Source organism: Exiguobacterium sp. 17-1, from assembly GCF_023096305.1.
In the GTDB taxonomy this organism is placed as follows: domain Bacteria; phylum Bacillota; class Bacilli; order Exiguobacteriales; family Exiguobacteriaceae; genus Exiguobacterium_A; species Exiguobacterium_A sibiricum_A.
Window position 1 is genome coordinate 19,378 of record NZ_JALIGJ010000007.1, and the last position, 26,531, is coordinate 45,908.

Sequence of the window (26,531 nt, forward strand, 5' to 3'; positions counted from 1 at the left end):
CTCAGATTAACGTTTAGTCTTCTTATCGTTTCCAGCATGTCCTTTATAAGAACGTGTTGGCGCGAATTCACCAAGTTTGTGACCGACCATATCTTCTGTCACGTAAACCGGTACGTGTTTACGACCATCGTAGACAGCGATCGTGTGACCGATGAACTCTGGGAAGATTGTAGAACGGCGTGACCAAGTTTTGATAACATGCTTGTCACCAGCTTCGTTGGCTTTATCAACCTTAGCGAGCAAATGGTGATCTGCAAATGGACCTTTTTTCAAGCTGCGACCCATAGTTGTACCTCCCTTTGGCATGATTCAGGAACGGTTCCTGCGAACCGTTCAGAAATCACGTAATTATTTTTTAGAACGACGGACGATATATTTATCGCTCGCTTTGTTTTTCTTACGAGTTTTGTATCCGAGTGCCGGTTTACCCCAAGGAGTAAGTGGGCCCGAACGACCGATTGGAGCACGTCCTTCACCACCACCGTGTGGGTGATCAACTGGGTTCATTACAGAACCACGAACTGTAGGACGTTTTCCGAGCCAGCGTGAACGACCAGCTTTACCGATATTGACGAGCTCGTGCTCTTCATTACCGACAGCGCCGACTGTTGCACGGCAAGTAGCAAGGATCATACGTGTTTCGCCTGATTGGAGACGAACGATCGCGTATTTACCATCTTTACCGAGAAGCTGAGCAGAAGTACCAGCTGAACGAACGAGCTGACCACCTTTACCTGGCTTAAGTTCGATGTTGTGGATCAATGTACCAACTGGGATGTTTGAAAGTGGAAGAGCGTTACCGACTTTAATGTCAGCCTCAACTCCTGACATGACTTGCATGTCAACTTTCAATCCTTTAGGTGCGAGGATGTAGCGTTTTTCACCATCGATGTAGTGGACAAGAGCGATGTTTGCAGAGCGGTTCGGATCGTACTCGATTGTAGCGATACGGCCAGCGATGCCATCCTTGTTCCGTTTGAAGTCGATGATACGGTATTTACGTTTGTGTCCGCCACCTTGGTGACGTACTGTCAAGCGACCTTGGTTGTTACGTCCGCCCTTTTTCGAAAGCTTTTCAGTTAACGATTTTTCAGGACGTGAAGCCGTAATCTCAGCAAAGTCAAGCGCAGTCATATTACGACGACCGTTAGTGGTCGGTTTAAACTTTTTAATTCCCATCGAGAGTTCCCTCCTTTTCTACAGAGTACCGATTAACCGAGGTAATCGAGTTCTTTGCTATCTGCAGTAAGCGTGACGACCGCTTTTTTGCGGCGTGCTGTGTAACCAGCGTGACGACCTACGCGTTTTGCTTTTGGTTTTGAGATAAGTGTGTTGATTTTTTCAACTTTAACGCCGAAGATCGCTTCAACTGCATCTTTGATTTGTGGCTTAGATGCCTTTACGTCTACTTCGAACGTGTACTTTTTCTCAGCCATTTGGTTCACTGAGCGTTCAGTAATTACAGGACGTTTGATAATGTCGTGTGCGTTTGCCATTATGCAAGCACCTCCTCTACTCTCGCAACAGCATCCTTCGTGAAGATGACTTTGTCGTGTGCGACAAGATCAAGGACGTTTACTCCAGCAGCGTCAACGACTGTGACACCAGGAATGTTGCGTGTTGAAAGAACGACTGTCTCGTTGTAATCAGCAGTAACGACGAGGACTTTACGTTCGATTGAAAGAGCAGCGAAGACCGAAATCATATCTTTCGTTTTCGGAGCATCGATTGTCAATCCTTCAAGAACGATGAACTCGTTGTTAGCGACTTTCGAAGAAAGTGCTGAACGTAATGCGAGACGACGAACCTTTTTAGGAAGTTTATAAGCGTACGAACGTGGTGTTGGACCGAAGACTGTTCCACCGCCAACCCATTGTGGCGAACGGATCGAACCTTGGCGTGCACGACCAGTACCTTTTTGTTTCCATGGTTTACGGCCGCCACCGCGAACTTCCGAGCGACCTTTTGTATCATGTGTACCTTGGCGACGTGAAGCTTGTTGCATGACGATTGCATCGTATACGACTGCTTCGTTTGGCTCGATTCCGAAAACGGCATCTGCCAACTCGATGTCTCCAACTTGTGTACCTGTTTGGTTAAGCAAAGCTACTTTAGGCATTCGTTATTCCTCCTTTCCTTGCAAACAAATTAGTTGCCTTTTACCGCAGTTTTGACGACAACTTGGCTCTTACGTGCGCCTGGGATAGCACCCTTGACGAGGAGTAAGCCGCGTTCTACATCAACTTTTACGATTTCAAGGTTTTGAACAGTGACTTGCTCTCCACCCATGCGTCCTGGGAGCAATTTCCCTTTGAATACACGGTTTGGAGCGACAGGACCCATTGAACCTGGGCGACGGTGGTAACGCGAACCGTGAGCCATTGGACCACGTGATTGGTTGTGACGCTTGATTGCTCCAGCGAAACCTTTACCTTTCGACGTACCTGTTACATCAACCATTTCGCCTGCAGCGAAAGTATCTGCTTTAATCTCTTGACCGATTTCGAAATCTGTTACAGATGTACGGATTTCTTTAATGAAGCGCTTAGGTGTCGCACTAGCTTTCGCTGCGTGACCTTTTTGCGGTTTGTTTTGACGACCTTCTTTGATATCACCAAAGCCGAGTTGGACTGCTTCGTAACCGTCCACTTCCATTGTCTTCAATTGAAGAACAACGTTACCCTCTACTGAAACAACAGTAACTGGTACTACTTCGCCTGACTCGTTGAAGATTTGTGTCATACCGAGTTTAGTTCCTAAGATTCCTTTAGCCATGAGATACACCTCCTAATATTGAATGATTTTGATCTTCTGGCTAGTATCAACTATTTATAGAAGAAAAATTAAAGTTTGATTTCGATGTCAACGCCCGATGGAAGTTCAAGACGCATAAGCGCATCAACTGTTTTCGGTGTTGGGTTAACGATGTCGATCAAACGTTTGTGTGTACGCATTTCGAACTGCTCACGAGCATCTTTATACTTGTGAACGGCACGAAGTACTGTGTAGATCGCTCTCTCTGTTGGGAGTGGGATCGGACCAGATACAGTAGCACCAGAACGTTTTGCTGTTTCGACAATTTTCTCAGCCGATTGATCAAGCACGCGGTGATCGTATGCTTTCAAACGGATCCGAATTTTTTCATTTGCCATGTTGTTTCCCTCCTTTTCGCCTATTTTATAAATAGACATTCTCCGCGGAAATTTCCACACTAGCCATGGCAATGCCGCCTGGTGTGTCATAACCTCCCGCTTCATCGCGTTGTGTTTGTGACCAACATATTCTAGTGTACTTAATTCCACGCAGGAAAGCAAGTAAAATAAAATAGAATATGTTTTCAAGTCTCTCACCACTCGCACAAACACTTTCCTCAGTATATAAGATGTCCGACCATGTTGCAAGACTGTTTTCAAAGAAATGAAAAAAGGTCTTCCGTCACGGGAGACGGAAGACCTTTTTGTCTTAAAAATTACTCAACGATTTCTGTAACTGATCCAGCGCCTACTGTACGGCCACCTTCACGGATTGAGAAACGAGTTTCTTTTTCAAGAGCGATTGGCGCGATGAGTTCAACAGTCAATTCGATGTTGTCCCCAGGCATTACCATTTCAGTTCCTTCAGGAAGTTGGCACATACCAGTTACGTCAGTTGTACGGAAGTAGAACTGTGGACGGTAGTTACCGAAGAATGGCGTGTGACGGCCACCCTCTTCTTTTGAAAGGATGTAAACTTGCGCTTTGAAAGTTTTGTGCGGTGTGATTGTGTTTGGTTTCGCGAGAACTTGTCCACGCTCGATATCGTCACGTGATACACCACGGAGAAGTGCTCCGATGTTGTCGCCAGCTTCAGCATAGTCAAGAAGCTTACGGAACATCTCTACACCAGTACATACTGATTTTTTAGTTTCTTCGTGAAGACCAACGATTTCAACTTCGTCGTTGACTTTAAGAACTCCACGCTCAACGCGGCCAGTAGCTACTGTACCACGACCAGTGATTGAGAAAACATCCTCAACTGGCATCATGAAGTCTTTTTCAGTGTCACGAGTTGGCTCAGGGATGTACTCATCAACAGCTGTCATGAGTTCCATGATTTTTTCTTCCCATTTAGCTTCGCCGTTAAGCGCGCCGAGAGCAGATCCTTGGATAACTGGGAGGTCATCGCCTGGGAAGTCATACTCAGAAAGAAGTTCGCGGATTTCCATTTCAACGAGTTCAAGAAGCTCTTCGTCGTCAACCATGTCGACTTTGTTCATGAATACTACGATGAAAGGAACACCTACTTGACGTGAAAGCAAGATGTGCTCACGTGTTTGTGGCATTGGACCATCAGTTGCAGAAACAACGAGGATCGCGCCGTCCATTTGTGCAGCACCAGTGATCATGTTTTTAACATAGTCAGCGTGACCTGGGCAGTCAACGTGTGCATAGTGGCGTTTTTCTGTTTCGTACTCGATGTGAGCTGTTGCGATAGTGATACCGCGCTCGCGCTCTTCTGGAGCACCATCGATTTGGTCAAACTTAGTAGCAGTTTTACCTTGTGATTTTGCAAGTACAGCTGAGATAGCTGCTGTTAAAGTTGTTTTACCGTGGTCGACGTGGCCAATTGTACCAACGTTAACGTGCGGTTTAGAACGGTCGAATTTTTCTTTACCCATTCTGAATTCCTCCTCTATGTGTCTAATAATATTTTATAACTAGGAAGGTGAATCGTCGAATAACGTACACCTTCCTTAGCTTACACTAATCATAAAAGCGTGACAACCTGTGAAGGATTAGCCGTTTGCTTTTTTGATGATTTCTTCAGCAACTGATTTCGGTACTTCTTCGTAGTGATCGAAGTGCATCGAGTACGTTCCGCGACCTTGTGTGCGTGAACGAAGACCAGTAGCGTAACCGAACATCTCTGAAAGTGGAATCATCGAACGAACGACTTGAGCGTTCCCGCGAGCTTCCATACCTTCAACGCGTCCACGGCGTGATGTAACATCACCCATGATGTCTCCCATGTATTCATCTGGGATGACGATTTCAACTTTCATCATTGGCTCAAGGATAACAGCGCCGCTCTTATCTTTAAGTTGTTTGACGGCCATTGAAGCCGCGATTTTAAATGCCATCTCGTTTGAGTCGACATCGTGGTACGATCCGAAAACGAGTGCCGCTTTAACGTCAACTACTGGATAACCAGCAAGGATACCGTTTTGAAGCGCTTCTTCGATTCCGTGTTCAACCGCTGGGATGTATTCACGTGGAACAACACCACCGACGATTTTGTTGTTGAACTCAAAGCCAGCACCTTCTTCGTTTGGCTCGAATTCTACGACGACGTGACCATACTGACCACGACCACCTGATTGACGAGCAAACTTAGAATCGATTTTCGCCGCTTGGCGAATCGTTTCACGGTAAGCTACTTGTGGAGCACCAACATTTGCTTCGACTTTGAATTCGCGACGCATACGGTCAACGATGATGTCGAGGTGAAGCTCACCCATACCTGAGATGATCGTTTGACCAGTCTCTGGGTTTGTTTCAGTGCGGAATGTTGGATCCTCTTCAGCAAGCTTAGCGAGTGCTTGACCCATTTTATCTTGGTCAGCCTTCGTTTTTGGTTCGATTGCGACCGAGATAACTGGTTCTGGGAATGTCATTGATTCGAGAACGACGTTGTCTTTCTCTGCACAAAGCGTATCTCCAGTAGTAGTATCTTTAAGACCTACAGCTGCTGCGATGTCACCAGCGAAGACCATTGGGATCTCCTCACGGCTGTTCGCGTGCATTTGAAGGATACGTCCAAGACGCTCACGTTTCCCTTTAGTTGAGTTCTTGACGTAAGATCCTGCCGAAGCTGTACCAGAGTACACACGGAAGAACGTCAATTTACCAACATACGGGTCAGTCATAACTTTGAATGCAAGTGCAGAGAATGGCGCTTCGTCAGTTGACTCACGAATGATCTCTTCATCTGTATCCATGTTAATTCCTGTGATTGCTTTTACGTCGACTGGTGATGGGAGGTAGTCAAGGACTGCGTCAAGCATAAGCTGAACACCTTTGTTCTTGAATGCCGAACCAACGAGAACTGGGTAGAAATCAACTGTAAGAGTCGCTTTACGGATACCCGCTTTAAGCTCTTCAATTGTGATTTCCTCGCCCTCGAGGTATTTCATCATCATTTCTTCTTCGTAATCTGCAACTGCTTCGATTAATGATGCACGAAGTTCTTCAGCTTCTTCTGCGAATTCTGCAGGGAAACCTTCAGTTTCTTCGATATCAGTACCGAGGTCGTTACCGTACATGTATGTTTTCTTTTCAACGAGGTCGATGATTCCTTTGAATTCATCTTCTGCGCCGATTGGGATTTGGATTGCGTGTGCGTTCGCTTGAAGGCGGTCGCGAAGCGTTCCAACCGAGTACAGGAAGTCTGCACCGATTTTATCCATTTTGTTAACGAAAACGATACGTGGTACGCCGTAAGTTGTAGCTTGGCGCCATACTGTCTCAGTTTGTGGCTCAACACCAGACTGAGCATCAAGTACTGCTACCGCACCATCAAGTACACGGAGTGAACGTTCAACTTCAACAGTGAAGTCTACGTGTCCAGGTGTATCGATGATGTTTACGCGGTTACCTTTCCATTGTGCAGTTGTTGCTGCAGATGTAATCGTGATTCCACGCTCTTGCTCTTGCTCCATCCAGTCCATCTGTGAAGCACCTTCGTGCGTTTCACCAATCTTGTGGATACGACCCGTGTAATAGAGGATACGCTCAGTCGTTGTTGTTTTACCAGCATCGATGTGGGCCATGATCCCGATATTACGGGTGTTCTTAAGGGAGAATTCTCTTGCCATCTTTAAACATTCTCCTTTCGCATTTTAGTTTAGTGTCCGTGTGTTGCCACACGTCATGACTATACCCGAAAGCCACCTCATATTTCCATACAAAATGGCATAGATGAGGTGGTTGATTCCGGATTTACCAGCGGTAGTGAGCAAACGCTTTGTTCGCTTCCGCCATTTTGTGCATATCTTCGCGCTTCTTAACTGAAGCACCAGTGTTGTTTGCAGCGTCCATGATTTCATTAGCAAGACGAGCATCCATTGTTTTTTCGTTACGGAGACGTGAGTAGTTCACGAGGTAACGAAGTGCAAGTGTCGTACGGCGCTCAGGGCGGACTTCGACAGGAACTTGATAGTTAGCTCCACCTACACGGCGTGCTTTAACTTCAAGAACTGGCATGATGTTGTTCATCGCCTCTTCAAAAACTTCCATTGCATCGCGACCTGAACGTTCAGCGACAGCTTCAAAAGCTTTGTATAAGATTTGTTGAGCAGTACCTTTTTTACCATCTAACATAAGACGGTTGATAAGGCGGGTAACGAGTTTAGAGTTGTAGATCGGATCAGCCATTACATCACGGCGTTCTACTTGACCTTTACGTGGCATTCCGAGTCCCTCCTTTCATATAGTGAGGTGATATCTTCTGATATCTAGATTATTTTTTTGCTGCTTTTGGACGTTTAGTACCATATTTCGAACGACCTTGCATACGGCCGTCAACTCCAGCTGTATCGAGTGCACCACGAACGATGTGGTAACGTACCCCTGGTAAGTCTTTTACGCGACCGCCGCGAATAAGAACAACACTGTGCTCTTGCAAGTTGTGGCCGATACCTGGGATGTAAGCTGTTACTTCCATTGTGTTCGTTAAACGTACACGTGCGTACTTACGAAGAGCCGAGTTCGGTTTCTTCGGAGTCATTGTACCTACACGAGTACAAACACCACGTTTTTGTGGTGAGCTGATGTCAGTACGAGCTTTGATAAAGCTGTTGTACCCTTTGTTCAGCGCTGGCGAATCTGATTTCACAACTTTTGATTGACGTCCTTTACGGACTAATTGGTTGATAGTAGGCATCTTTGAGATCCTCCCTTCCTGAATTCATGACAAGTTTCAAAACCACCGAGCCGGGTGGTTCATCGAAAGTCATAATGAAACGTTTTGCGTGGCTCAGGCATTCCATCGCCACACAAAACGTATTATCAAACTTTCTTAATAGCAACAGCAGTTGCTGCAACGTCGATTCCACAAGCCTTACCAAGCTCAAGCTTAGAAGGAACGTTCACGACTGGAACGTTTGCTTGTTTCGCCGCATCGAGCAATGCTTGCTTTACGTGTTCATCTGCGTCATCTGCGATGATCACTTCCGACGCCTTGCCAGATCGCAATGCTTTGAGCGTTTGCTTTTGACCGACAAACTTCAAATCTGCGCCGACTACTTTTTTGTAAGACATGAAGATATCCTCCAAAATAACACAGCCGGTTGGCAACACTATATCATAGTAGCACCGCCATACCGGCGTGTCAAGGCGTTTTATTCTACAGGAGAATCTGCTTCTACAGGTGCTTCGCCTGCGATCTCGAGACCGATTTGGCGGTAACGTGTCATTCCTGTACCAGCTGGAACAAGTTTACCGATAATAACGTTCTCTTTCAAGCCGCGAAGGTAGTCGCTCTTCCCTTTAATCGCCGCATCCGTAAGGACACGAGTAGTTTCCTGGAACGAAGCAGCTGATAGGAACGAATCCGTCTCAAGCGACGCTTTTGTGATACCGAGGAGAACTGGTTTAGCCGAAGCGAGTGCTTTACCGGCACGGAGCGCTTCTTTACATGCTTCTTTGAATGTGCTGATATCGACTAGCGAACCTGGTAAGAGTGATGTCTCACCAGACTCGATGACGCGGACGCGACGGATCATCTGACGTACCATGACCTCGACGTGCTTGTCACCGATCTCAACCCCTTGCATCCGGTATACTTTTTGAACTTCTTGAAGAAGATAGTTCTGTACGCCTGATACACCTTTGACGTTCAAGAGTTCTTTCGGGTCGATTGAACCCTCTGTGAACACTTGTCCGGCAATGACTTCTTCACCGAGTTGAACACGAAGACGTGATCCGAAAGGAATCGTGTATGTCCGTGTTTCGCTCAGACCTTGAATCGTCAACTCACGCTTATCACGCGACTCCGTAAAGTCGATGACTTGTCCGTCGATTTCCGAGATGACCGCTTGACCTTTCGGGTTACGGGCCTCGAACAACTCCTGGATACGCGGGAGACCTTGTGTGATATCGTCTCCGGCAACCCCACCTGTGTGGAAGGTACGCATTGTAAGCTGCGTTCCTGGCTCACCGATTGATTGTGCCGCGATGATTCCGACTGCTTCGCCGACTTCGACGTCATTACCAGTCGCAAGGTTACGTCCATAACATTTCTTACAGACACCATGACTTGTGTTACAAGTGAAGGCTGTACGAATCTCAACGTTGTCGATGCCTGCGTCCGTGATAGCACGCGCGATATCTTCGTCGATAAGTTCGTTTGTTGAAACAAGGACTGCTCCTGTTTCCGGGTGAACGACTTTTTCGAACGCCGTACGGCCAACGAGTCGGTCGTAGAGGTTTTCGATTTCTTCCGTTCCTTCGCGGAGTGCTGTAACACGGATACCACGATCCGTTCCACAATCATCTTCGCGAATGATAACATCTTGCGCGACGTCAACGAGACGACGAGTCAGGTAACCTGAATCGGCAGTCTTCAAGGCTGTATCGGCAAGACCTTTACGTGCACCGTGCGTCGAGATGAAGTATTCCTGAACCGTCAGACCCTCACGGAACGAAGATTTGATCGGGAGCTCGATGATCCGTCCACTTGGAGCGGCCATGAGTCCACGCATCCCTGCAAGCTGCGTAAAGTTTGACGCGTTACCACGGGCACCAGAGTCACTCATCATGAAGATCGGGTTCAAACGGTTGAGGGATTTCATCAGACGAGACTGAATTTCATCCTTCGCGTCATTCCACGATTTAACGACACGCTCATAGCGCTCTTCTTCTGTGATGAGACCACGGCGATACGATTTCATAACGCGGTCAACATTATCTTGTGCTTCGACCAGGATTTCCTGTTTATCCGGAAGTACGATGATATCCGCGATACCAACCGTAATACCCGCACGTGTCGAGTGTTTGAAACCAAGGTTTTTCATTCGGTCAAGCATGCGGCTCGTCTCAGTCGTTTCAAAACGCTTGAAGACTTCTGCGATGACATTTCCGAGGAATCCTTTTTTGAATGGTTCGATGATCGGACGGCTCTTGATTTCAGCCGCGATATCTGTTCCTTTTTCAAGGAAGTACTGATCAGGCGTTGCTTCCTGCAGATTGTTCATCGATGGTTCATTCAAGTATGGGAACGTCGTTGGGAGGATCTCGTTGAAGATCAACTTACCGACCGTCGTAACCAATAATTTCTCGTTTTGCGCTTCCGTGAATGTCGGGTTCTTCAGAACGCCGGCTGGAATCGCAACACGTGTGTGGAAGTGGACATACCCGTTTTGGTAGGCAATCAACGCTTCGTTCACCGTCGAGAAAGTTTTCCCTTCGCCGATTGCGTTTTCACGCTCAAGCGTCAGGTAGTAGTTACCGAGGACCATATCCTGCGATGGTGTAACAACAGGCTTACCGTCTTTCGGGTTCAAGATGTTTTGTGCAGCGAGCATGAGAAGACGGGCTTCTGCTTGTGCTTCTGCTGAAAGTGGTACGTGAACCGCCATTTGGTCACCATCGAAATCGGCATTGTATGCCGTACATACGAGTGGGTGAAGGCGAATCGCGCGACCTTCGACGAGTGTCGGTTCGAACGCCTGGATACCGAGACGGTGAAGAGTCGGGGCACGGTTCAAGAGAACCGGGTGCTCACGGATGACTTCTTCTAACACATCCCAAATTTCAGGTTGAACACGTTCGATTTTCCGTTTTGCACTCTTGATGTTTGGTGCGATGCCACGTGAGACGAGCTCTTTCATGACAAACGGTTTGAAGAGTTCAAGGGCCATTTCTTTCGGAAGACCACATTGATACATCTTCAGGTTTGGACCAACGACGATAACCGAACGACCAGAATAGTCGACTCGTTTACCGAGTAAGTTTTGACGGAAACGTCCTTGTTTCCCTTTCAGCATGTGTGAAAGAGATTTTAATGGACGGTTACCCGGTCCAGTAACCGGACGACCACGACGACCGTTATCGATCAAGGCATCGACCGCTTCTTGCAACATCCGTTTTTCATTCTGAACGATGATGTTCGGAGCGCCAAGGTCAAGAAGACGCTTGAGACGGTTGTTACGGTTGATGACACGACGGTATAAGTCGTTTAAGTCAGATGTCGCGAAACGTCCACCATCAAGCTGGACCATCGGACGGAGTTCCGGTGGGATGACAGGAAGTACTTCAAGAACCATCCACTCCGGATTGTTGCCTGAGTTGCGGAAGGCATCGAGGACTTCAAGACGTTTGATCGCACGTGTACGACGTTGTCCTTGAATCATTCGAAGATCTTCACGTAAGCCAGCTACTTCTTTTTCGAGTTCAACGTCACGGAGCAATTTGCGAACTGCTTCCGCACCCATTTCAGCGGTAAACGAACTACCGAATTTCTCGCGATATGCGCGGTACTCTTTTTCTGAAAGAAGTTGTTTTTTCTCGAGTGTCGATTCGCCTGGATCTGTGACGACGTACGACGCGAAGTAAATGATCTCTTCGAGTGCACGTGGTGACATATCAAGGACGAGACCCATACGACTTGGGATTCCTTTAAAGTACCAGATGTGCGAAACCGGTGCTGCAAGTTCAATATGACCCATGCGTTCACGACGGACTTTCGACTTGGTTACTTCAACACCACAACGGTCACAAATGATTCCTTTATAACGGATTCGTTTGTATTTCCCGCAGTAACATTCCCAGTCTTTTGTTGGACCAAAAATCCGTTCACAGAACAAGCCGTCTTTCTCTGGCTTGAGCGTACGATAGTTGATCGTTTCCGGCTTCTTCACTTCCCCGAAAGACCACGAACGGATCTTTTCAGGGGAAGCGAGGCCGATTTTCATATATTCAAATCTATTAACATCTACCAAGGGGTGGACCTCCCTTTCGCTTATTCCTCTTCAGTAACAACTGGTGCGACAGGCGCTTGAACTTCTTCGAGTGCTGGAGTCGCGTTCGGGATGTTGTCGTCGTCGTCGTCTTTCATTTCGATCTCTTCATCTTCGGCAGACATCATCTTAACATCCATACCCAGGGATTGAAGCTCTTTAATGAGGACTCGGAACGATTCCGGCACGCCCGGTTGTGGTACATTTTCGCCTTTAACGATCGCTTCATATGCTTTAACACGACCGATTGTATCATCGGACTTGATTGTCAGGATCTCTTGGAGCGTATAAGCGGCACCATATGCTTCAAGTGCCCATACTTCCATCTCACCGAAACGCTGTCCACCGAACTGGGCTTTACCACCGAGCGGCTGCTGCGTAACGAGCGAGTAAGGACCCGTCGAACGTGCGTGAAGTTTATCATCGACCATGTGGGCGAGTTTGATCATATACATGACACCAACCGAGATGCGGTTATCGAAGGCTTCACCAGAACGTCCATCATACAGGATCGTCTTAGCGTCGCGGTCCATACCGGCCTCTTCAATCGTTGCCCAAACATCTTCCTCACGTGCACCATCGAATACCGGCGATGCAACTTTGATTCCGAGTTGGCGTGCAGCCATACCAAGGTGAAGCTCGAGCAACTGCCCGATGTTCATCCGTGATGGTACACCAAGTGGATTCAACATGATGTCGATTGGTGTGCCGTCTGGCATGTACGGCATGTCTTCTTCTGGCAGGATACGTGAGATAACACCTTTGTTACCGTGACGTCCCGCCATTTTATCTCCTTCGTGAATCTTACGCTTCTGAACGATGTACGCACGGATCAACTGGTTGACACCAGGTGACAGTTCGTCGCCGTTATCACGATCGAAGATTTTCACGTCAAGGATGATTCCGTCGCCGCCGTGTGGAACACGAAGTGACGTATCACGAACTTCACGTGCTTTTTCACCGAAGATTGCATGAAGCAGACGTTCTTCAGCTGTCAATTCCGTTACGCCCTTAGGTGTAACTTTACCGACTAAGATATCCCCGTCTTTAACTTCAGCACCGACACGGATGATTCCGCGGTCGTCGAGGTTTTTCAGGGCGTCGTCGCCGACGTTTGGAATGTCACGAGTGATCTCTTCCGGTCCGAGTTTTGTATCACGTGATTCACACTCATATTCTTCAATGTGAATCGATGTGTAGACGTCGTCTTTCACGAGACGTTCGCTCATGATGACAGCATCCTCGTAGTTGTAACCATCCCATGTCATGAAACCGACGAGTACGTTACGACCAAGCGCAAGTTCCCCACCGTCCATCGATGGACCATCTGCAAGAATCTCGCCTTTATCGACAGGATCTCCTACTTTGATGATTGGTTTTTGGTTATAGCACGTTCCTTGGTTAGAACGAATGAATTTTTGGATCTTGTAACGGTCAAGCTCACCTTGAACGATGTTGCCATCGACTTCCGTCGTACGACGGACAAGGATTTCACGTGCCGTTACACGCTCAGCGATACCTGAATGTTTTGCAACAACAGCAGCACCTGAGTCTTTCGCAGACACGTACTCCATCCCAGTACCGACAATCGGTGATTCCGGGTCAAGAAGAGGTACGGCCTGACGTTGCATGTTCGCTCCCATGAGGGCACGGTTCGAGTCATCGTTCTCTAAGAACGGGATACATGCCGTCGCTGCCGAAACAACCTGTTTCGGTGAAACGTCCATGTAATCGACACGAGGTGGTTCGACAGATAAGTTTTGTCCACGGAAACGTGACAAGACGTGTGTATCTTGGAACGTCTTCTCTTCCGTCAACAACATGTTTGCCTGTGCGACGACGTAGAGATCCTCTTCGTCGGCCGTCATGTAGTGAATTTCATTCGTGACGACACCCGTTTCCGGATCGACACGACGGTATGGTGCTTCGATGAAACCATACTCATTGACTTTCGCGAACGAAGACAGTGAGTTGATCAGCCCGATGTTCGGACCCTCAGGCGTTTCAATCGGACACATACGGGAATAATGCGAATAGTGAACATCTCGGACTTCAAAGCCAGCGCGCTCACGTGTGAGACCACCGGGTCCAAGTGCAGATAGACGACGTTTGTGCGTCAACTCAGCAAGCGGGTTCGTTTGGTCCATGAACTGTGATAACTGCGAGCTACCGAAGAACTCTTTAATCGATGCGATAACAGGACGAATGTTGATCAATGCCTGTGGCGTGATCGCATTCTGGTCTTGAATCGACATCCGCTCCTTGACGACACGTTCCATACGAGAAAGCCCGATCCGGAACTGGTTTTGGAGCAATTCACCGACTGAACGGAGACGACGGTTACCGAGGTGGTCGATATCGTCTGTCGTTCCTACTTCATGCAACAAGTTGAAGAAATAGTTGATGGCAGCAATCATGTCAGCAGGCGTGATGTGCTTGATGTCACGATCGATGTTACCGTTACCGATGATATTGATGATGCGTTCACCTTCAGCATCGTCCGGTGCGAACACCTTGATCGATTGTAAGTTGAAGGCTTCGCCTTGCGTTACGCCGCCAGTTGGCGTCGCTTCGATGTAACCGACAGATCCTTCAAGGAATGGCAAGACTTTGTCGAGCATACGACGGTCAAGAACCGTTCCTTCTTCTGCGATTACTTCTCCTGTTTCCGGATCCACAAGCGTTTCCGCGAGTTTCTGCCCGAACAGACGATTCTTCAGATGAAGCTTCTTATTGATTTTATAACGACCAACGTTTGCCAAATCATAACGTTTCGGGTCAAAGAACCGTGACACGAGAAGTGCTTTCGCATTTTCGACAGTCGGTGGCTCTCCCGGACGTAGACGCTCATAAATCTCGATGAGGGCTTTTTCCGTTGTTTCTGTATTATCTTTTTCAAGGGAGTTACGGAGGTACTCATCATCTCCAAGGAGATCGATGATTTCCTGATCCGTACCGAAACCAAGAGCACGTAAAAGAACCGTTACTGGAATCTTACGCGTGCGGTCGATTCGGACGTATACGATATCTTTCGCATCTGTCTCAAGTTCGAGCCATGCTCCACGGTTCGGGATGACCGTTGCCGAAAATCCACGTTTACCGTTTTTATCTAACTTATTGTTGTAATACACACTTGGCGAACGAACAAGCTGAGAAACGATAACTCGTTCCGCACCATTAATAATGAATGTTCCCGACTCCGTCATAAGCGGGAAGTCACCCATAAAGACTTCTTGTTCCTTCAATTCACCCGTCTCTTTGTTTTGAAGACGGACTTTTACGCGTAGTGGTGCCGAATAGGTCACATCGCGTTCTTTTGATTCATCAATCGAATACTTCGGCTCTCCGAGCGAGTAGTCGATGAATTCTAATACGAGATTTCCCGTAAAGTCGGAAATCGGCGAGATATCATGAAACATCTCACGAAGACCTTCCCGTAGGAACCATTCGTATGAATTCGTTTGAATCTCAATTAGGTTTGGAAGTTCTAAAACTTCGCTGATACGTGCATAGCTTCTTCTCTGACGGTGACGACCGTACTGAACAAGTTGACCAGTCAACTGATTCACCTCTCAGACCCAGTTCTTCTTCTTGAGAAGGACGGGTGTAATATCGAACATTGAAGCCATTTTTTGACCGATAAGCGCAAAAAAGCGACGTCTTGTCTACTCAATCATCTGTAGTCGAGAACGCCAGCTGCTTCAAACTGCTTATCCAAAAATCACTCCAATGGCATTTTATAATACTATCATAGACATTAGACAAGGTCAACGACAAATCACTCGATTTGTCAAGACCGAATTGATTTAAATATCGAATACCCTTTATCGCGGGTAACCGTCTCACATGAACCAAATACTTCTTCCATCAACTTCTTCGCTGATGGGCCACCTTGTTTCTTTTGAATGACGACCCATAAGGCACCGCCAACTTCCAAATGGTCATACGCTTCCCGTAAAATCCGGTGAACGACCGTCTTTCCCGCCCGAATCGGTGGATTCGTCACGATCGCTGCAAACGTCTGTCCAACCACGCCAGCATATCCGTCACTTACACCGGTCGTCACGGAAACACCATTCGCACGTGCATTGTCAGCCGCAAGCTCAAGCGCCCGCTCGTTTACATCTACTAAAACTGCTTCCCGTTCGGTCGTTTTCGCAAGCGAAATGCCCATCGGACCATATCCGCACCCGACATCCAAGATTGCCCCTGGTACATCCGGCTCCACGAAGGCTTCAATTAGTAAACGCGAACCGAAATCAACGCCGCCTTTTGAAAACACTCCATGATCCGAAGTGAAGCGGAACGTTTCACCACGTAAGACGAATTCCCACGACTTTGGATCCCGTTTCGAGGAGGGATCATTTGTGTAATAATGATCTGCCATGTTTCCTTCCCCTCTCTATATTAAAGTTGAAAACAAAAGAAGCCCGCAAAGCGAGCTTCTTTTGTTTTACGTGAAGAAGAAAATTACTTAACTTCTACGCTTGCGCCAGCTTCTTCAAGCTTAGCTTTGATTGCGTCAGCGTCTTCTTTCGAAACGCCTTCTTTAACTGGAGCTGGAGTTCCGTCAACGAGTGCTTTCGCTTCTTTAAGACCGAGGCCTGTCAATTCGCGAACTGCTTTGATGACGTTGATTTTACCAGAACCTGCGCTAGTAAGGATTACGTCGAATTCAGTTTGCTCTTCAGCTGCTGCTGCGCCTGCACCTGCTGCTGCTACTGGAGCTGCTGCTGATACGCCGAATTCTTCTTCGATTGTTTTTACGAGTTCGTTAAGTTCAAGAACAGTCATGCCCTTGAGGTCTTCGATAAATTGCTCTTTGTTGAAAGCCATTATGGTTTTCCTCCTTTGATTTAACCCGCGTTGGGGTGTGAAAAATTGTGTGTTTGCCTATCCCGCTAAGCGGACATTAAGCAGATTGTTCTTCTTTTTGCTCTGCAATTGCGTTCGTTGCCACCGCAAGACCACGGATTGGCGCTTGAAGCACGCTGAGAAGCATCGAAAGGAGACCTTCGCGTGATGGAAGTTCCGCAAGGGCTTTGACATCTTCTACTGAAGTGACTTTGCCTTCGATGATACCACCTTTAAGCTCAAGAGCTTTGTGGTCTTTCGAGAAGTTGTTTAAGATCTTAGCTGGAGCGATAACGTCTTCATTGCTGAAGGCGATCGCAGTAGGACCTGTAAAGACTTCGTCAAGACCCTCAAGATTGCTTTGAACTGCAGCACGGCGGAGGAGACCGTTTTTGTAAACTTTGAATTCAACACCCGCTTCGCGGAGTTGTTTACGAAGTTCTGTTACTTCGTCTACTGTGAGACCACGGTAGTCGACGACGATTGTTCCAGCGCTCGCTTGCATTTTCTCAGCGATCTCAGATACGAGATCCGCTTTGACAGCGATAACTTTTTCGTTTGCCATTTCTGTTGCACCTCCTGGTAAATGGAATGTACCGGCGCGAGGGGCTGCTCGATTTCAAATAAAAAGCCTCCGTCTGCAAGGCAGAGGAGGCGTAATCGTCAAAAAGGATACCTGAACAAACAGGCTCTCTGAGCAAGAACACCTCGGAAGGGTTTATGCTCAATCAATGAGCACCTTCTGTCTACGGTATGTCGAATATATCAACGTTTTATACTGTAACAGCGTTCTTAGAACGTTGTCAAGTTCGTTTTAGACGAAATTATTTCGCAAAGTCAGCTGAAGATACTTTTACACCAGGACCCATTGTTGAAGCGATCGCGATGTTCTTAAGGTAGATACCTTTAGCAGTAGCAGGCTTAACTTTAACGAGAGTTTCGATGACTGTGTTGATGTTCTCAACCAATTTAGCGTCATCAAATGATTTTTTACCGACTGGAACGTGGATGTTACCAGATTTGTCGACACGGTACTCAACTTTACCAGCTTTGATATCGTTGATTGCTTTCGTGACGTCAAATGTAACTGTTCCTGTTTTCGGGTTAGGCATGAGGCCTTTAGGTCCGAGAACACGGCCGAGTTTACCAACTTCACCCATCATGTCAGGTGTCGCAACGATAACATCGAAGTCGAACCATCCTTGTTGGATTTTAGTGATGTACTCAGAATCACCAGCGAAGTCTGCTCCAGCAGCTTCCGCTTCTTTTAATTTCTCACCTTTAGCAAAGACGAGAACTTTTTGTGTTTTACCAGTACCGTGTGGCAATACGACTGCTCCACGGATTTGTTGATCTGCTTTCTTCGGATCGACTCCGAGACGAACAGCAAGTTCGATTGTTTCATCGAATTTCGCAGTTGCAGACTTTTTAGTCAAGTCTACCGCTTCAGCGAGTTCGTATGAAACCGTACGATCGATAAGTTTAGCAGCTTCTTTATACTTCTTACCCATTTTAGGTTCCTCCTTTGTGGTTGTGCGGAAAATCCTCCCACATAATGAAAGGGTAGCAAGGCTTCAAGTAACTATCCGCCTGCGACCCTCATCGTTGTTCATTGCAATCAAAAGACTCAGTCTTCGATTACGATACCCATAGAACGTGCAGTACCTTCAACCATCAACATCGCTGTTTCAACAGATGCTGCGTTGAGGTCTGGCATTTTCGTTTCAGCGATTTCGCGAACTTTGTCACGTTTGACAGTCGCTACTTTCTTACGGTTAGGCTCGCCTGAACCGCTCTCGATTCCAGCTGCTTTCTTCAAGAGAACTGCTGCTGGTGGAGTTTTAGTAATAAACGTAAATGAACGATCTTCAAAAACCGTGATGACTACAGGAATAATCAAGCCGGCTTGGTCTTGTGTACGAGCGTTGAACTCTTTACAGAAGCCCATGATGTTCACACCTGCTTGACCGAGTGCCGGTCCAACTGGTGGAGCTGGGTTTGCTTTGCCCGCAGGAATTTGAAGTTTAACTAGTTTCATAACCTTCTTCGCCACGAGACACACCTCCTTAATTCTTTAATGTGGTTTAATTGGACGTTGCGCGTCCTCCCACTCATTCTATTCGACGAGTAATTTACCGAAATAAGCACAACATCAAACAGGAAAAATTGTACCATTAAAATAAAAGTTTCGCAATAGGAAACTTAATCTATTTTCTCAACTTGTGAGAAATCAAGCTCTACTTTCGTTTCACGACCGAACATATCGACAGAAACCTTCATTTTTTCTGTTTCTGTTTCAAGTTCTTCGATCGTACCTTCCAGGTTCGCAAAGACACCTTCTTTGATCCGTACGATTTGTCCCATTGTAAAGTCATAACGACTCTTCATGTCGACAAGTCCCATTGATCCAAGGATGTTTTCTGCTTCTTCAGGAAGAAGTGGTGTCGGTTTCGAACCGCCGCCGACCGAACCGAGGAATCCCGTGACGTTCGGTGTGTTACGGACGACATACCAAGAATCATCCGTCATGACCATTTCCACGAGGACATACCCCGGGAAGATCTTGATTTCACGTTCTTTGATTTTCGTTTCACCTTTTTTGTTTGTTACTTCTTCCTGTACCGTTTCGATTGGAACGAGTACACGGAAGATTTTCTCGTCCATGTTCATGGATTCAATCCGACGTTCAAGATTTGCCTTGACGTTATTTTCGAATCCAGAGTACGTTTGGACAACAAACCACTGCTTATCCATGGTACGTCACCTCTTCTTTTTACTTAATCAACCAACTCATGAATGCGCTGAGCCCTGAATCGATACCGAAGATGAAGACACCCATAAAAATGACCATACCGATTACAGTCAGTGTATACTTCGTCAGTTCTTTTCGTTTCGGCCAGCTCGTCTTTTTCAGTTCATTCCATACGTCACGCAAAAATTTCATCGTACTTTCCCTCCAGGATGTAGTAAATGGGGATAGATGAAGCCTTATTTCGCTTCTTTATGAATCGTATGCGCGTTACAGCGGCGACAGAACTTCTTCAGTTCCAAGCGGATGCTGACATCCTCTTTTTTCATCGTCGTGTAGTCGCGGGCACCGCAAATATCACAAGCAAGGCCTACTTTCTTCGCCATCTCAAACGACCTCCTTCTTTGCCACTCCTTCTCTTCAAGAAGAGAATCCTCTCTCCAAAAAAGAGCGTAAAAAAAAACGCCTATGAGCGGCGTCTCGCTAGTAAGGCGCTATTTATACAGTAGCACACCCGGATACCGGGGTCAATCCACCTCTCAATCAGACGGTCAGTTTTCGTGCTTCGAGATACCGTTCCAGCTTTTTCTTCACACGTTGAAGGGCATTGTCGATTGACTTGACATGACGATCGAGATCATCCGAAATTTCCTGATAGGTTCTTCCGTCGAGATATAGTGCCAGCACCTTTCGTTCCAGATCACTGAGGATTTCATCCATCTTATTTTCAATATCCGCATACTCTTCCCGGTTGACGATCAAGATTTGTGGATCTGACGGAGCAGTCGATGTGATGATATCGAGTAACGTCCGTTCCGATTCATCATCGTAAATCGGTTTATCGAGCGAAATGTATGAATTAAGCGGAATATGTTTTTGACGTGTCGCAGTTTTGATCGCCGTAATCATTTGTCGGGTAATACAGAGCTCAGCAAATCCTTTGAAGGAAGCCAGCTTATCCGTCCGGTAATCCCGGACTGCCTTATACAGACCGATCATCCCTTCCTGGATGATATCTTCCCGGTCCGCTCCGATTAAGAAGTAAGACCGTGCTTTTGCGCGCACGAAGTTGCGATACCGCTCGATCAGAAATTCGAGCGCATCACTGTTGTCAAACACCTTCGCTTGTTCCACAAGCGCCTCATCGGTCATGCACTCAAACTGGTCGAACGAAACCAAACTCATCCGTCATCCCTCCAAGCTTCTCTAACAAACTAATCGATTGTTTCTAATTATACAATAATTTCCTGTCCTGCGACAATGAAAATTGGCATGACCTCTTTTTTTACGCTGTTGGTCTTGTGACGAGTCGACACCTGAAGGTCAAAAAAAAGCGGATTCCACGATTGAATCGTGAATCCGCTTTTCCTTTTTTCATGAATCTGAATTTTTACGACGCCGGATTTCTTCGAGGCGTTCAATGACGTCAGTCGGCAGATCGATTGTCGAACGTGGTTTTTTACTGGTCTTCGACGTAATCGTCTGACCGCGGATGACGGCGACTGCCGCTTTCCAGTCCCGGCGTAATTCCTGCGCCGAGACGCGGAGGGCACCGAGTGTAAAGATGACCCACTGTTCGGTGAAATCGTTTGTCGCAACCGTCAGCTTGACCCGGATATCCTGTAACCAGTCCGCCGCTGTTTTCTCAATCCATTCATCCGCCGTTTCGTTTTCCCGTGTATAAATGACTTCGATGCCGCTTTTCTTAATCCGGGATTCTCTTCCCGGTTGGAGATAGGCATCAAAGACAATCGTCACACTGATTCCTGTCACGGCTTGGTACTCGGCCATCGCATCGACCAATCGTTCCCGTGCTAATTCAAAATCCTGCTCCCGCAATGTCCGGAACTCCGGCCATGCGCCAATGATATTGTAGCCATCAACGATCAGACGGTCGTATTTCATCGCGAATACGGCTTTCTTGTCCGGTAGACCTCATATAACAACAACGAGGCGGCAACTGATGCGTTGAGTGACGTGACATGTCCTGCCATCGGGAGATGGACAAGGAAATCACATTTTTCGCGGACGAGCCGGCTCATACCTTTTCCTTCGCTACCGATGACGATTCCAAGCGGCATCGTTCCGTCGAGCGTCCGGTAGTCGTCGCTCTCGCGGGCATCCGTTCCAACGAACCAGATCCCTTTTTTCTTTAAGTCTTCCATCGTCCGTGTCAGATTCGTCACACGAACGACCGGGATATGTTCGATTGCACCGGTCGAAGCTTTCGCGACGACCTGTGTCAATCCGACAGATCGGCGTTTCGGAATGATGATCCCGTGGGCACCGACGGCGTCCGCCGTCCGGAGAATCGATCCGAGATTATGCGGGTCTTCAAGTTCATCGAGTAAAATCATCAACGGTGTCTCGTCTTTCTTTTCTGCCAGTGCAAAAATATCGTCGAGTTCCGCATACTCGTATGCCGCGACGGCAGCCACGACACCCTGGTGATTGTCACTTCCCGTCAGACCGTGTAATTTCGAGCGCGGAACGATTTGCGTCTGGACACCTGCTTCTTTTGCCATCGCATGAATGACGGCAAGCGGTCCTTTCTGCTGCCCTTCCTGGATAAAGAGCTTGTTCATCTCACGCCCTGTCCGTAAGGCTTCGAGAACGGGATTCCGTCCGTATAAGAAATCCTGTCCTTCCTCAAGCGGCTCGATCACGATGGTCTCTTCTTGTTTTGCTTCAACTTTCTTCTGTCTCGTTTTTTCGCCATGTGACTTATCTTTTGGTTTACGCGCCGGTTGGAACGGTTTATTTTCCGTCCGTTGCTTCGGCTTCGAGTAATTCGAACGCTTGTCCGATGAGTTCTTCAAGACGATCCCCTCCTTCTGCAAGATAGATATATCCGAGCAATGCTTCAAACGCCGTTGCATAACGGTACGTATGAACATCCGTACTTTTCGGGACAGAACCGGATTTCGCGTTCTTCCCGCGCCGGACGACGGCTTGTTCTTCTTCTGTTAACGTATTTTCATTTAACCAGTGTGTCACGACGAAGGCTTGCGCCTGAGCGCGGACATACCGGATGGCCGCTTGATGCAACTCACCCGGTTTGACATATCCCTTTTCAAGCAACCGTTCCCGGACGTGCATTTCGTAGACGACATCGCCCATATAAGCGAGTGCCAGTGCATTTAATTGTTTGTAGTTCTTCATCCGCGCTTCCACCGCATCCCTTGCGCTGTATCCTCAAGCAGGATGCCTTGGTCACGCAGTTGATCACGGATCGCGTCTGCCCGGGCGAAGTCCCGTTCTTTTCGTGCTGTGTCACGATCGCGAATCAGCTGTTCGACTTCTTCATCGAGCAACCCTTTTTCAATCGTCAACGTGACACCGAGGACCGTCGACAGTTCATGGAACACTGCCAAGAATCGTTCCAGCACTTCTGTTGCGACCTGGTCTTCTCCAAGGTAGAGGTTCGCTTCCTTCGACAGATCAAACAAATCGGTCACAGCGTTCGCCGTATTGAAATCATCATCCATCGATGTGATGAAGTGCTGTTTGATTTCTTCGATCCGGTTCAACCATTTGTCAGTTGCTGTTCCAAGATTAGCCGTCATCGTCAAACGATGTTCGACGTTTGCGACCGATTCACGGATTCGTGCCAACCCGTTTGCTGCCTGATCAATCAGGTCACGGCTGTAGTTGATCGGATGACGGTACTGGACCGACAGCATGAAGAAACGTAAGACCATCGGATCGACGGCTTGAATCGCTTCGTGGACCGTTAAGAAGTTGCCCAGTGATTTTGACATCTTTTCATTTTCGATGTTAAGGAACCCGTTATGCATCCAGTAGTTCGCAAACTTCTGTGAGTTGCAAGCTTCCGATTGGGCAATCTCATTTTCATGGTGCGGGAATTTAAGGTCTTGTCCGCCCGCATGAATATCAATCGTATCCCCGAGATACTTTTTCGCCATCGCTGAGCACTCGATGTGCCAGCCGGGACGGCCTTCTCCCCATGGACTCGTCCATGCCGGTTCACCCGGTTTCGCTGCTTTCCATAGGACGAAATCGAGCGGATCTTCTTTTTTCTCGCCGACTTCGATCCGCGCACCCGAGCGGAGTTCATCAATCGACTGTTGACTTAGCTGACCGTAATCTTTAAAGCTGCGTGTCCGGAAGTAGACATCTCCGCTTGACGCATAGGCATTCCCTTTTTCGACGAGCACTTCGATGAAAGCGATGATATCGTCCATCGTTTCCGTGACGAGCGGATGAATATCCGCTTTTTGGACATTCAACGCACCTGTATCCGCGTGATAGGCTTCGATGAATCGTTTCGTCAGTGCATGGTAATCTTCTCCGAGCTCATTCGCTGTCCGGATGATTTTATCGTCGACATCCGTGAAGTTCGAGACATATTTAACGTCATAGCCCCGGTACGTAAAGTAGCGGCGGACCGTATCAAAGACGATGGCCGGACGGGCATTCCCGATATGGATGTAGTTATAGACGGTTGGTCCACAAACATACATCTTGACCTTTCCTTCTTCGAGCGGTTTAAACGGTTCCTTTTTTCCGGTCATGCTGTTGTAAAGTTGTATCATGGCGGTGTCCTCCTTTTATTCGTTCAATCTCACGTTTTAATTGTTCAAGTTCCAGTTCAACCCGTTCCTGGCATTCACGAACCGGATCGGGTAATTGATGATCAAGCGGTGCATCGACTTTTATTCCGTCTTGTATCACGACACGTCCGGGAATTCCGACAACTGTCGCATTTGACGGTACATTTTTTAGAACAACGGAGCTTGCGCCAATCTTCGATGAATCACCAATCGTGATATCACCGAGTACGCGTGCTCCGGCTGATACGAGGACACCATTTCCGAGTGTCGGATGCCGTTTGCCCGTTTCTTTCCCTGTTCCCCCCAGTGTCACACCTTGGAACAGGGTGACATCGTCGCCGATAATCGCCGTTTCCCCAATGACGACTCCCATACCATGGTCGATGAAGAGACGCCGGCCGATTGTCGCACCGGGATGAATCTCAATTCCCGTCAGGAACCGGCTGAATTGCGACAACAGCCGTGCGGCAAGATGCAAATTCATCTTCCACATACGATGAGCCAACCGGTGCATCCAGACGGCATGTAATCCCGGATAGGTCAAGACGACTTCCATCGTACTCCGGGCTGCCGGATCCTGTTTAAATACATTGCGGATATCTTCACGCATCCGTGTCATGTTCGTTCTCCTCTCCATAAGAAAAAGCGCCCCCGTGCATCGCTGCACAGAGACGCCAATCAGCGCGGTCCCACTCTGTTTGGATGAACTGAATCATCCCTCTCCGGTCCGTTAACGCCGGAGATACGTCTACGCCTACTCTCACTGATTTCGGGTAGCACTCAGAGGGGCATTTCGAAAGCGCGTCCGTTCAAGCTTTCTCACCACTCAAGCTTGTCTCTGTACAACGGACATCGTTCCTACTTTCCTCATCTACGCTTTATTTTATGCGTCTAGACGCGCAAGTACGCGGTCTTTTCCTAATAATTGAATCGTGTTCGGAAGCTCTGGTCCGTGTGTTTGTCCGGTCGTTGCGACACGGATTGGCATGAACAGATTTTTCCCTTTTTGTCCGGTTGCTTTTTGGGTTGCTTTGATTGCCCCTTTAATGGCTTCCGGTGTCCATTCTTCAAGTGTCCGCAACTGGTTCGCGAATTCACTCAAGACTGCAGGAACGGTTTCTCCTGCCAAGACAGTGTTTGCCTCTTCATCATACACCAGTTCATCCTCAAAGAACATCTCTGAAAGCTCGACGATTTCTGCGCCATGTGTCATCTGTTCCCGGTATAATCCGACCAGGTTTTGTGCCCAGACAAGTTCTTCTTCCGTCGGTTCGCTTGACACACGTCCCGCGTCTTGCAGGAATGGCAGGCTTGCTTCGAATACTTCTTCGAACGATTGGTGTTTCATGTATTGACCGTTAATCCAAGCCAGTTTTTGTTGGTCAAAGACAGCTGGACTTTTTGAAAGACGGGACGCATCGAAAATTTCGATGAACTCTTCTTTTGTGAAGATTTCCTGTTCACCGACCGGCGACCACCCAAGTAACGTCACGAAGTTAAGTAACGCTTCCGGCAAGTAACCGAGATCTTTATACTGCTCGATGTATTGGATGATCGACTGATCACGTTTCGAGAGTTTTTTGTGTTCTTCGTTGACAATCAATGTCATGTGACCGAATGTCGGATAGTCCCAACCGAACGCATCATAAATCATCATCTGCTTCGGTGTGTTCGAGATATGGTCGTCTCCACGCAGGACGTGGCTGATTTCCATCAAGTGATCATCAACGACGACAGCAAAGTTGTACGTCGGAATCCCGTCTTTTTTAACGATGACCCAATCGCCGAAGTCTTTTGATTCGAACGAGACGTCTTCTTTGACGATATCGTTCCATGTGTAGGTGACGCTTTCCGGAACACGGATCCGAATCGACGGTGTCCGGCCTTCTGCAACGAACGCCTCTTCTTGTTCTTGCGTCAGGTTGCGGTGTGCACCTGAATAACGTGGTGCTTCCCCACGGGCGATTTGCGCTTCCCGTTCTGCTTCGAGCTCTTCCGATGTCATATAACAGCGGTAAGCCAGTCCTTTTTCAAGTAACTCGTCTGTGTATTTTTTGTACAGATCGAGTCGCTCCATTTGGAAGTAAGGACCATAGTCGCCACCGCGACCCGGACCTTCATCCCAGTCGATGCCGAGCCATTCTAGATACTTCATCTGACTTTCCACACCACCATCGATGTTTCGTTTCTGATCCGTATCCTCAATCCGTAAAATCATCTTGCCGCCTGCGTGTCGTGCAAACAGGTAGTTAAACAATGCTGTTCGTGCGTTTCCAATATGAAGGTGTCCCGTTGGACTTGGTGCATAACGTACACGTACTTCTGCCATTACCGATCCACTCCTTTAGTCTAAAATTCG

28 protein-coding genes and 2 other annotated features are annotated in these 26,531 nt (G+C 47.6%); all 28 genes read right to left on the reverse strand.

Annotation, left to right across the window (positions count from 1 at the left end):
- Window positions 1-6: 6 nt before the first annotated feature.
- On the reverse strand, window positions 7-285 hold the full coding sequence (gene rpsS / locus MUN34_RS15195) for a 30S ribosomal protein S19 (protein ID WP_012369013.1): 279 nt from the start codon (window positions 283-285) through the stop codon (window positions 7-9).
- Between the two features lie 63 nt (window positions 286-348).
- Window positions 349-1,179 (reverse strand): 50S ribosomal protein L2, encoded by an 831-nt coding sequence (gene rplB, locus MUN34_RS15200; protein WP_012369012.1) that lies wholly within the window; start codon window positions 1,177-1,179, stop codon window positions 349-351.
- Window positions 1,180-1,211: 32 nt separating this feature from the next.
- A complete protein-coding gene (gene rplW / locus MUN34_RS15205) occupies window positions 1,212-1,496 on the reverse strand; it encodes a 50S ribosomal protein L23 (protein ID WP_014969151.1) in 285 nt (94 codons plus the stop codon).
- Window positions 1,496-2,119 (reverse strand): 50S ribosomal protein L4, encoded by a 624-nt coding sequence (gene rplD / locus MUN34_RS15210; RefSeq protein WP_012369010.1) that lies wholly within the window; start codon window positions 2,117-2,119, stop codon window positions 1,496-1,498. Before rplD ends, rplW begins: the two co-directional genes overlap by 1 nt.
- 29 nt (window positions 2,120-2,148) lie before the next feature.
- Window positions 2,149-2,775 (reverse strand): 50S ribosomal protein L3, encoded by a 627-nt coding sequence (gene rplC / locus MUN34_RS15215; protein WP_012369009.1) that lies wholly within the window; start codon window positions 2,773-2,775, stop codon window positions 2,149-2,151.
- 68 nt (window positions 2,776-2,843) lie between these two features.
- Window positions 2,844-3,152 carry a 30S ribosomal protein S10 gene (rpsJ, locus tag MUN34_RS15220; RefSeq protein ID WP_014969149.1) on the reverse strand — a complete coding sequence of 103 codons (309 nt, stop codon included), beginning with the start codon at window positions 3,150-3,152 and terminating at the stop codon, window positions 2,844-2,846.
- 317 nt (window positions 3,153-3,469) lie between these two features.
- Complete coding sequence (tuf, locus tag MUN34_RS15225) at window positions 3,470-4,657, reverse strand: elongation factor Tu (RefSeq protein ID WP_026826916.1); 1,188 nt, start codon at window positions 4,655-4,657, stop codon at window positions 3,470-3,472.
- A gap of 117 nt (window positions 4,658-4,774) precedes the next feature.
- Entirely contained in the window at window positions 4,775-6,853 is a 2,079-nt protein-coding gene (gene fusA / locus MUN34_RS15230; protein ID WP_147512551.1) for an elongation factor G, read from the reverse strand.
- 124 nt (window positions 6,854-6,977) lie between these two features.
- A complete protein-coding gene (rpsG, locus tag MUN34_RS15235; RefSeq protein WP_014969146.1) occupies window positions 6,978-7,448 on the reverse strand; it encodes a 30S ribosomal protein S7 in 471 nt (156 codons plus the stop codon).
- A gap of 49 nt (window positions 7,449-7,497) precedes the next feature.
- On the reverse strand, window positions 7,498-7,920 hold the full coding sequence (rpsL, locus tag MUN34_RS15240; RefSeq protein WP_012369004.1) for a 30S ribosomal protein S12: 423 nt from the start codon (window positions 7,918-7,920) through the stop codon (window positions 7,498-7,500).
- 125 nt (window positions 7,921-8,045) lie between these two features.
- The gene (locus MUN34_RS15245) at window positions 8,046-8,297 is read right to left on the reverse strand and encodes a ribosomal L7Ae/L30e/S12e/Gadd45 family protein (protein ID WP_012369003.1); all 252 of its coding nucleotides are present in this window, start codon (window positions 8,295-8,297) and stop codon (window positions 8,046-8,048) included.
- 80 nt (window positions 8,298-8,377) lie between these two features.
- Window positions 8,378-11,977 (reverse strand): DNA-directed RNA polymerase subunit beta', encoded by a 3,600-nt coding sequence (gene rpoC, locus MUN34_RS15250; RefSeq protein ID WP_282104424.1) that lies wholly within the window; start codon window positions 11,975-11,977, stop codon window positions 8,378-8,380.
- A gap of 20 nt (window positions 11,978-11,997) precedes the next feature.
- Entirely contained in the window at window positions 11,998-15,555 is a 3,558-nt protein-coding gene (gene rpoB, locus MUN34_RS15255) for a DNA-directed RNA polymerase subunit beta (RefSeq protein ID WP_026826913.1), read from the reverse strand.
- Window positions 15,556-15,785: 230 nt separating this feature from the next.
- Window positions 15,786-16,382, reverse strand: a complete 597-nt coding sequence (locus tag MUN34_RS15260; RefSeq protein ID WP_247858219.1) for a class I SAM-dependent methyltransferase — start codon at window positions 16,380-16,382, stop codon at window positions 15,786-15,788.
- Window positions 16,383-16,465: 83 nt separating this feature from the next.
- A complete protein-coding gene (rplL, locus tag MUN34_RS15265; RefSeq protein WP_012368999.1) occupies window positions 16,466-16,831 on the reverse strand; it encodes a 50S ribosomal protein L7/L12 in 366 nt (121 codons plus the stop codon).
- Window positions 16,832-16,907: 76 nt separating this feature from the next.
- Window positions 16,908-17,414 (reverse strand): 50S ribosomal protein L10, encoded by a 507-nt coding sequence (gene rplJ, locus MUN34_RS15270; RefSeq protein WP_012368998.1) that lies wholly within the window; start codon window positions 17,412-17,414, stop codon window positions 16,908-16,910.
- A 50-nt stretch (window positions 17,415-17,464) separates the two neighbouring features.
- Window positions 17,465-17,619: a sequence feature (ribosomal protein L10 leader region), on the reverse strand.
- Window positions 17,620-17,673: 54 nt separating this feature from the next.
- Window positions 17,674-18,360 carry a 50S ribosomal protein L1 gene (rplA, locus tag MUN34_RS15275; protein ID WP_034769418.1) on the reverse strand — a complete coding sequence of 229 codons (687 nt, stop codon included), beginning with the start codon at window positions 18,358-18,360 and terminating at the stop codon, window positions 17,674-17,676.
- A 116-nt stretch (window positions 18,361-18,476) separates the two neighbouring features.
- Window positions 18,477-18,902 (reverse strand): 50S ribosomal protein L11, encoded by a 426-nt coding sequence (gene rplK / locus MUN34_RS15280; protein ID WP_012368996.1) that lies wholly within the window; start codon window positions 18,900-18,902, stop codon window positions 18,477-18,479.
- A gap of 149 nt (window positions 18,903-19,051) precedes the next feature.
- On the reverse strand, window positions 19,052-19,603 hold the full coding sequence (nusG, locus tag MUN34_RS15285) for a transcription termination/antitermination protein NusG (RefSeq protein WP_026826909.1): 552 nt from the start codon (window positions 19,601-19,603) through the stop codon (window positions 19,052-19,054).
- Window positions 19,604-19,622: 19 nt separating this feature from the next.
- The gene (gene secE, locus MUN34_RS15290) at window positions 19,623-19,793 is read right to left on the reverse strand and encodes a preprotein translocase subunit SecE (RefSeq protein WP_014969138.1); all 171 of its coding nucleotides are present in this window, start codon (window positions 19,791-19,793) and stop codon (window positions 19,623-19,625) included.
- Between the two features lie 44 nt (window positions 19,794-19,837).
- Window positions 19,838-19,984 carry a 50S ribosomal protein L33 gene (gene rpmG, locus MUN34_RS15295; protein ID WP_012368993.1) on the reverse strand — a complete coding sequence of 49 codons (147 nt, stop codon included), beginning with the start codon at window positions 19,982-19,984 and terminating at the stop codon, window positions 19,838-19,840.
- A gap of 157 nt (window positions 19,985-20,141) precedes the next feature.
- Entirely contained in the window at window positions 20,142-20,783 is a 642-nt protein-coding gene (gene sigH / locus MUN34_RS15300; protein ID WP_026826908.1) for an RNA polymerase sporulation sigma factor SigH, read from the reverse strand.
- Window positions 20,784-20,972: 189 nt separating this feature from the next.
- Complete coding sequence (locus MUN34_RS15305) at window positions 20,973-21,503, reverse strand: NYN domain-containing protein (protein WP_026826907.1); 531 nt, start codon at window positions 21,501-21,503, stop codon at window positions 20,973-20,975.
- A complete protein-coding gene (gene rlmB / locus MUN34_RS15310) occupies window positions 21,500-22,264 on the reverse strand; it encodes a 23S rRNA (guanosine(2251)-2'-O)-methyltransferase RlmB (protein WP_026826906.1) in 765 nt (254 codons plus the stop codon). Before rlmB ends, MUN34_RS15305 begins: the two co-directional genes overlap by 4 nt.
- Before the next feature lie 91 nt (window positions 22,265-22,355).
- Window positions 22,356-22,760, reverse strand: a complete 405-nt coding sequence (locus tag MUN34_RS15315) for a Mini-ribonuclease 3 (protein ID WP_026826905.1) — start codon at window positions 22,758-22,760, stop codon at window positions 22,356-22,358.
- Window positions 22,757-24,154, reverse strand: coding sequence for a cysteine--tRNA ligase (cysS, locus tag MUN34_RS15320; protein WP_247858221.1), 1,398 nt, complete (start codon window positions 24,152-24,154; stop codon window positions 22,757-22,759). Before cysS ends, MUN34_RS15315 begins: the two co-directional genes overlap by 4 nt.
- Window positions 24,108-24,791, reverse strand: coding sequence for a serine O-acetyltransferase (gene cysE / locus MUN34_RS15325; protein WP_034769411.1), 684 nt, complete (start codon window positions 24,789-24,791; stop codon window positions 24,108-24,110). Before cysE ends, cysS begins: the two co-directional genes overlap by 47 nt.
- 45 nt (window positions 24,792-24,836) lie before the next feature.
- Window positions 24,837-25,055 (reverse strand) — a binding site (T-box leader).
- Window positions 25,056-26,501, reverse strand: a complete 1,446-nt coding sequence (gene gltX, locus MUN34_RS15330) for a glutamate--tRNA ligase (RefSeq protein WP_026826903.1) — start codon at window positions 26,499-26,501, stop codon at window positions 25,056-25,058.
- Window positions 26,502-26,531: the final 30 nt, after the last annotated feature.

Coding starts and splice junctions, on each gene's coding strand:
- rpsS (WP_012369013.1), bottom strand. CDS start 285: ATGGGTCGCAGCTTGAAAAAAGGTCCATTTGCAGATCACCATTTGCTC.
- rplB (WP_012369012.1), bottom strand. CDS start 1,179: ATGGGAATTAAAAAGTTTAAACCGACCACTAACGGTCGTCGTAATATG.
- rplW (WP_014969151.1), bottom strand. CDS start 1,496: ATGGCAAACGCACACGACATTATCAAACGTCCTGTAATTACTGAACGC.
- rplD (WP_012369010.1), bottom strand. CDS start 2,119: ATGCCTAAAGTAGCTTTGCTTAACCAAACAGGTACACAAGTTGGAGAC.
- rplC (WP_012369009.1), bottom strand. CDS start 2,775: ATGGCTAAAGGAATCTTAGGAACTAAACTCGGTATGACACAAATCTTC.
- rpsJ (WP_014969149.1), bottom strand. CDS start 3,152: ATGGCAAATGAAAAAATTCGGATCCGTTTGAAAGCATACGATCACCGC.
- tuf (WP_026826916.1), bottom strand. CDS start 4,657: ATGGGTAAAGAAAAATTCGACCGTTCTAAACCGCACGTTAACGTTGGT.
- fusA (WP_147512551.1), bottom strand. CDS start 6,853: ATGGCAAGAGAATTCTCCCTTAAGAACACCCGTAATATCGGGATCATG.
- rpsG (WP_014969146.1), bottom strand. CDS start 7,448: ATGCCACGTAAAGGTCAAGTAGAACGCCGTGATGTAATGGCTGATCCG.
- rpsL (WP_012369004.1), bottom strand. CDS start 7,920: ATGCCTACTATCAACCAATTAGTCCGTAAAGGACGTCAATCAAAAGTT.
- MUN34_RS15245 (WP_012369003.1), bottom strand. CDS start 8,297: ATGTCTTACAAAAAAGTAGTCGGCGCAGATTTGAAGTTTGTCGGTCAA.
- MUN34_RS15260 (WP_247858219.1), bottom strand. CDS start 16,382: ATGGCAGATCATTATTACACAAATGATCCCTCCTCGAAACGGGATCCA.
- rplL (WP_012368999.1), bottom strand. CDS start 16,831: ATGGCTTTCAACAAAGAGCAATTTATCGAAGACCTCAAGGGCATGACT.
- rplJ (WP_012368998.1), bottom strand. CDS start 17,414: ATGGCAAACGAAAAAGTTATCGCTGTCAAAGCGGATCTCGTATCTGAG.
- rplA (WP_034769418.1), bottom strand. CDS start 18,360: ATGGGTAAGAAGTATAAAGAAGCTGCTAAACTTATCGATCGTACGGTT.
- nusG (WP_026826909.1), bottom strand. CDS start 19,603: ATGGATAAGCAGTGGTTTGTTGTCCAAACGTACTCTGGATTCGAAAAT.
- secE (WP_014969138.1), bottom strand. CDS start 19,793: ATGAAATTTTTGCGTGACGTATGGAATGAACTGAAAAAGACGAGCTGG.
- rpmG (WP_012368993.1), bottom strand. CDS start 19,984: ATGGCGAAGAAAGTAGGCCTTGCTTGTGATATTTGCGGTGCCCGCGAC.
- sigH (WP_026826908.1), bottom strand. CDS start 20,783: ATGAGTTTGGTTTCGTTCGACCAGTTTGAGTGCATGACCGATGAGGCG.
- MUN34_RS15305 (WP_026826907.1), bottom strand. CDS start 21,503: ATGAAATACGACCGTCTGATCGTTGATGGCTACAATATCATTGGCGCA.
- MUN34_RS15315 (WP_026826905.1), bottom strand. CDS start 22,760: ATGAAGAACTACAAACAATTAAATGCACTGGCACTCGCTTATATGGGC.
- cysS (WP_247858221.1), bottom strand. CDS start 24,154: ATGATACAACTTTACAACAGCATGACCGGAAAAAAGGAACCGTTTAAA.
- cysE (WP_034769411.1), bottom strand. CDS start 24,791: ATGACACGGATGCGTGAAGATATCCGCAATGTATTTAAACAGGATCCG.
- gltX (WP_026826903.1), bottom strand. CDS start 26,501: ATGGCAGAAGTACGTGTACGTTATGCACCAAGTCCAACGGGACACCTT.